This is a genomic window from Azospirillum formosense, from assembly GCF_013340925.1.
Classification (GTDB): domain Bacteria; phylum Pseudomonadota; class Alphaproteobacteria; order Azospirillales; family Azospirillaceae; genus Azospirillum; species Azospirillum formosense.
Genome location: NZ_WHOR01000378.1, coordinates 1 through 4,286 on the forward strand (window position 1 = coordinate 1; position 4,286 = coordinate 4,286).

Here is a 4,286-nt window from a genome sequence, read left to right on the forward strand (position 1 = left end):
GGGCAGGGTGACCGCGAAGACGGACCCGTGGCCGAGCCGCGACCGGACCTCCAGCGGATGGCCGAGCAGGCGGGCGGTGCGTTCCGCGATGGACAGGCCGAGGCCGGCGCCGCGCGACCCGTCGCGGGCGGGATTGCCGATCTGGTAGAACTCCTCCCAGATCGTGCCCAACTCGGCGGCGGCGATGCCCTGGCCGCTGTCCCAGATCTCGACCCGCAAGCCGTCGCCGCGCGGCCGCGCCCCGACGACCACCCCGCCGCGCGCCGTGTACTTGACGGCGTTGGACAGCAGGTTGCGCAGGATCGGCTGGAGCCGAGCGGGATCGCTGCGCACCCAGGCTTTGGTGGGCATCACGATCAGTCGCAGGCCCTTGCCCTCGGCCTCCGCCCGCAGTTCGGCGGCGAGCTGGTCGAGCAGCGGGGCGAGCGGGAAGACGCCGATCTCCACGGGAACCACGCCCGCTTCCAGCCGCGACAGGGTCAGCAGGTCGTCCAGCAGCCGCTGTCCGGCCTGGAGCGACGCCGAGGCCATGGCGCCCAATTGCTGGAGCGTCGGGTTCGGCGCTTCCTTCAACAGCAGCTCGTGGAAGGCGGCCAGACCCTGAAGGGGCTGGCGCAGGTCGTGGCTGACCGTCGCCAGCACCTTCATCTTGGCAAGGCTGGCCATCTCCGCGCTGCGCAGGGCCTTCTCCAGGTCCGCCGTGCGCCGGCGGACCCGCTCGTCCAGGCTCTGGTTGGCGCGCAGAAGCTCCGCCCGGACCGCATCCTCCCGCCGGGCGCCGGCCAGGGCGAAGACGAACAGCACCGAGGCGCCGGTCAGGATGCCGCCGCTGATTGCCGCGGTCCACAAGGCGCGTTCCCGCCAGGGAGCCAGCACCTCGGCGAGCGGGCGGCTCGCCACCACCACGATCGGGAATCCGGTCAGCATCCGCGCGGCGGTGATCTGCCTTCCCTCCACGATCGCCGGGCTGTCCGACGGGTCCCAGGGCTGGGGCCACGCGGCGGCGGGCGGGGCGACGGCACTGTCCGGTGGCCATTCCGCCAGCTTCTCCTTGCCGCTGGTGAACAGGGCCAGCCGAGCGCCCTCGCCCCAGCCGGCTTCACCGTACATCTGCGAGAAGTAGGTGTTCCGGATGCCCGCCACCGCGATCGCCTGGAGGTTCCCCTCCTCGTCGCGCAGGGCCCGGCTGATGGTGAAACGCCCCTGGTTGACTCCCGGGCCGGCGGGAAGGTGGGACCCGACATGGAGAGTCGGTGGCGATCCCTGCGTGACGCCGAGATGGGCCTGGGCATAATCCCGCTCCGACAGGTCGCGGGGCGGCGGCGGGTGTTCCGCGCTGTCCAGAAGCAGCCGCCCCTGCGCGTCCAGCGCCCAGACGCCGCCGATCTGCGGCAGGCGTTCGGCGCGGGCGCGCATCGCTGCCTGGATGCGCTGGCCTTCGGCGGGGTCGCGGCGGTCCCATCGCTCCAGCGCGTCCAGGAGCATGCGGAGTTGGGCGTCCCCGGCTTCGATGGCACGGCTGGCGTGTTCGTCGAGAAGGTGGGCGGTGGCGGCGAACTCGCGGCGTGCCTGTTCCAGCGTGGCGTGGCGGTCGCGCGACACCGACAAAGCGGATACGCCGACGCACAAGGCGGCAAAGGTCAGGAATGCGGCCACGAGATGGGCACGCTGCATGCCGCCAGCTCCTTCAGGGAAGCTAAGACAAAAGAATCGGGTCGTCAAAACTATGGGCTAAGCAACAAGCCCGGGACAACTCTGCCGAAGGGCAGGGCCGACGCCGACGAATGGGAAAAGAGTCGTGAGGCGAAACCTATGGACAGGGCTTTGTCCGAAGGGTTCGGGTTGCATCCGGGCCTTTCGATCCCCACATGAAAAGAGTCGAATTTCTTTGGGTTTACGGTCCGCTTGCAGATCGCTGCGTCTGGTCCTTCCCCTCGGTGATTTGATGTGAACCCGTGGCATGAGCGCCATGGGAAACCTCGTTCAAGGAACTACCAGATGGCTACTGGAACCGTGAAATGGTTCAACACCACCAAGGGCTACGGCTTCATCCAGCCGGACGATGGGACGGCCGACGTGTTCGTCCACATCTCCGCCGTTGAGCGGTCGGGCATCAACATTCATGAAGGCCAGAAGCTGTCCTACGAACTCCAGCGCGACCCCAAGAAGGGCAAGAGCGCCGCGGCCAACCTGAAAGAGGCGTGATTTTCAACTCCGATTTTTGTCGGAGCCGCCCGTTCAGGGGCCGGTTGCCCCCAATCCTGTAACAGCCGCTTCACAAAAGAAACGCATGCTCCATGGACTGCCGGGACCGCCCGGATGGTGCCATGGGGCACGATGACGATCACAGGAGGCATGCATGGCATCCGATAACCGCAGCGCGGATCGGAATGATCTCGACTCCATGACCCGCGAGTTTCTTGCGAAGGGGGGTAAAATCGTTCAGTGCCCGCCGGGGTCTTCGGACAGCGTGGTGTACAAGCGCACATCCTTCCGCCGCCGCGGCGCCGCGAACGCCGCGGCCAAGGAGGGGGCGGAAGGCGCCGCCGGCACCCCGCCGGCGGATGCGGCTCCCGCCGCTGCCCCGGAGGCGCCTCCGGCCAAGGACAACTGATCGACGGTTGACCCGACGGGATTCCGGCCAGGTTCCTACCGCTTCACGGCGGCGAGCCGGGCCGGCACCGGCGGGGCGAACTTCACCCGGTCCTCCTCGTCCATCATGCCCAGCATCACCTTGCGGAAGCCCTCGACGGCCTCCGCCCCGGCCATGCGGTAGGCACGGGCGATCCGCTGCCGCTGCGTCTCGGAGAGCTGGCGTTCCAGTTCCACGCCCTTTTCGGTCAGTTCCAGCAGACGCTGCCGCCGGTCCCGCACGCCCGTCTGCTGCAGGATGAATTCCTGCCGGACCAACTCCCCCAGCACGCGCGACAGGCTCTGCTTGGTGATCTTCAGGATCGCCAGAAGCTCCGACACGGTGATCTTCGGGTAGCGCCCGACGAAATAGATGACGCGGTGGTGCGCCCGGCCAAAGCCGATCTCCGCCAGGATCTCGTCCGGCTCCGCGGTGAACTCCCGATAGGCGTAGAACAGCAGCTCCATGCCCGTGCGAAGTTCCTCTTCGCGCAGGAAAAGCTGGTTCACGCCCGCTTTTATGTCAGCCATGTTGACGTGATCGGTGCGATTCGTTACAAATGGGTCAATAAGCCAGACATAAACGAACAAAGCCCGCGAGACAAGCGCGGCTTTCGACAATTCCATTCCAAGTCCCGAACAACGGGCCAAAGACCAAGGTGGGAGCCGCCATGTCCATCCTTCCCTTCGACGACCGCGACGGCGTGATCTGGTACGACGGCGCGCTGGTGCCGTGGCGCGATGCGAATCTGCACGTCCTGTCGCACGGCCTGCACTACGCGAGTTGCGTCTTCGAAGGCGAGCGCGTCTACAACGGCACGGTGTTCAAGCTGACCGAGCACAGCGAGCGTCTGGCCGCCTCGGCCCGCATCCTGGGTTTCGAACTGCCCTATTCGGTGGCGGAGATCGACGCCGCGACCAACGAGACGGTGAAGGCGATGGGCTTCACCGACGCCTATGTCCGCCCGGTGGCATGGCGCGGCAGCGAGATGATGGGTGTGGCGGCGCAGGCCAGCCGCATCCACGTCGCCATCGCGGTCTGGCAGTGGCCGAGTTATTTCAGCCCCGAGGCCAAGATGGCCGGCATCAAGCTGACCTGGTCGCGCTGGCGCCGCCCTGCCCCGGACATGGCGCCGACGGCGTCGAAGGCGGCGGGCCTCTACATGATCTGCACGCTCTCCAAACACGAGGCGGAGGCCGAGGGCTACCAGGACGCGCTGATGCTCGACTACCGCGGCTATCTGGCCGAGGCGACCGGAGCGAACCTGTTCCTGGTGATGGACGGCAAGATCCACACGCCGAAGCCCGACTGCTTCCTGGACGGCATCACCCGCCGCACGGTGATCGACCTCGCCAAGGCCCGCGGCATCGAGGTCGTCGAGCGCCACATCCAGCCCGACGAACTGGCGAACACCCAGGAGGTCTTCCTGACCGGCACGGCGGCGGAGGTGACCCCGGTCGGCCAGATCGGCGACCATCGCTTCACGCCGGGCCGCGTCTGCGAGACGCTGGTGAAAGACTACGACGCGCTGGTGCGCGGTTAAGGGGCACGCCCTTTTTTCCTCCTCCCCTGCGCAGCTTTCGCGCAAACCAAAGGTTTGCGCTGACGCGGCAGGCGGACCATAGGTCCGCCGAGAGCGGGGGAGGGCCAGGGA

The 4,286-nt window shown here is 67.4% G+C and carries 5 protein-coding genes; 3 read left to right on the forward strand and 2 right to left on the reverse strand.

Annotated features, from left to right (window positions below; translation table 11 throughout):
• The coding region (locus GBZ26_RS27605) for a sensor histidine kinase (protein ID WP_174441549.1) at positions 1 to 1,674 on the reverse strand (1,674 nt) is incomplete at its 3' end.
• A 324-nt stretch (positions 1,675 to 1,998) separates the two neighbouring features.
• Between GBZ26_RS27605 and GBZ26_RS27610 the strand changes: the two genes are divergently transcribed.
• Entirely contained in the window at positions 1,999 to 2,205 is a 207-nt protein-coding gene (locus GBZ26_RS27610) for a cold-shock protein (protein ID WP_014197503.1), read from the forward strand.
• A gap of 268 nt (positions 2,206 to 2,473) precedes the next feature.
• On the forward strand, positions 2,474 to 2,614 hold the full coding sequence (locus tag GBZ26_RS30485) for a hypothetical protein (protein ID WP_246653930.1): 141 nt from the start codon (positions 2,474 to 2,476) through the stop codon (positions 2,612 to 2,614).
• 35 nt (positions 2,615 to 2,649) lie between these two features.
• Here GBZ26_RS30485 and GBZ26_RS27620 read toward each other — a convergent pair whose 3' ends face one another.
• The gene (locus tag GBZ26_RS27620) at positions 2,650 to 3,162 is read right to left on the reverse strand and encodes a MarR family winged helix-turn-helix transcriptional regulator (RefSeq protein WP_174441551.1); all 513 of its coding nucleotides are present in this window, start codon (positions 3,160 to 3,162) and stop codon (positions 2,650 to 2,652) included.
• Between the two features lie 140 nt (positions 3,163 to 3,302).
• Between GBZ26_RS27620 and GBZ26_RS27625 the strand changes: the two genes are divergently transcribed.
• Positions 3,303 to 4,175 carry a branched-chain amino acid aminotransferase gene (locus tag GBZ26_RS27625; RefSeq protein ID WP_174441552.1) on the forward strand — a complete coding sequence of 291 codons (873 nt, stop codon included), beginning with the start codon at positions 3,303 to 3,305 and terminating at the stop codon, positions 4,173 to 4,175.
• Positions 4,176 to 4,286: the final 111 nt, after the last annotated feature.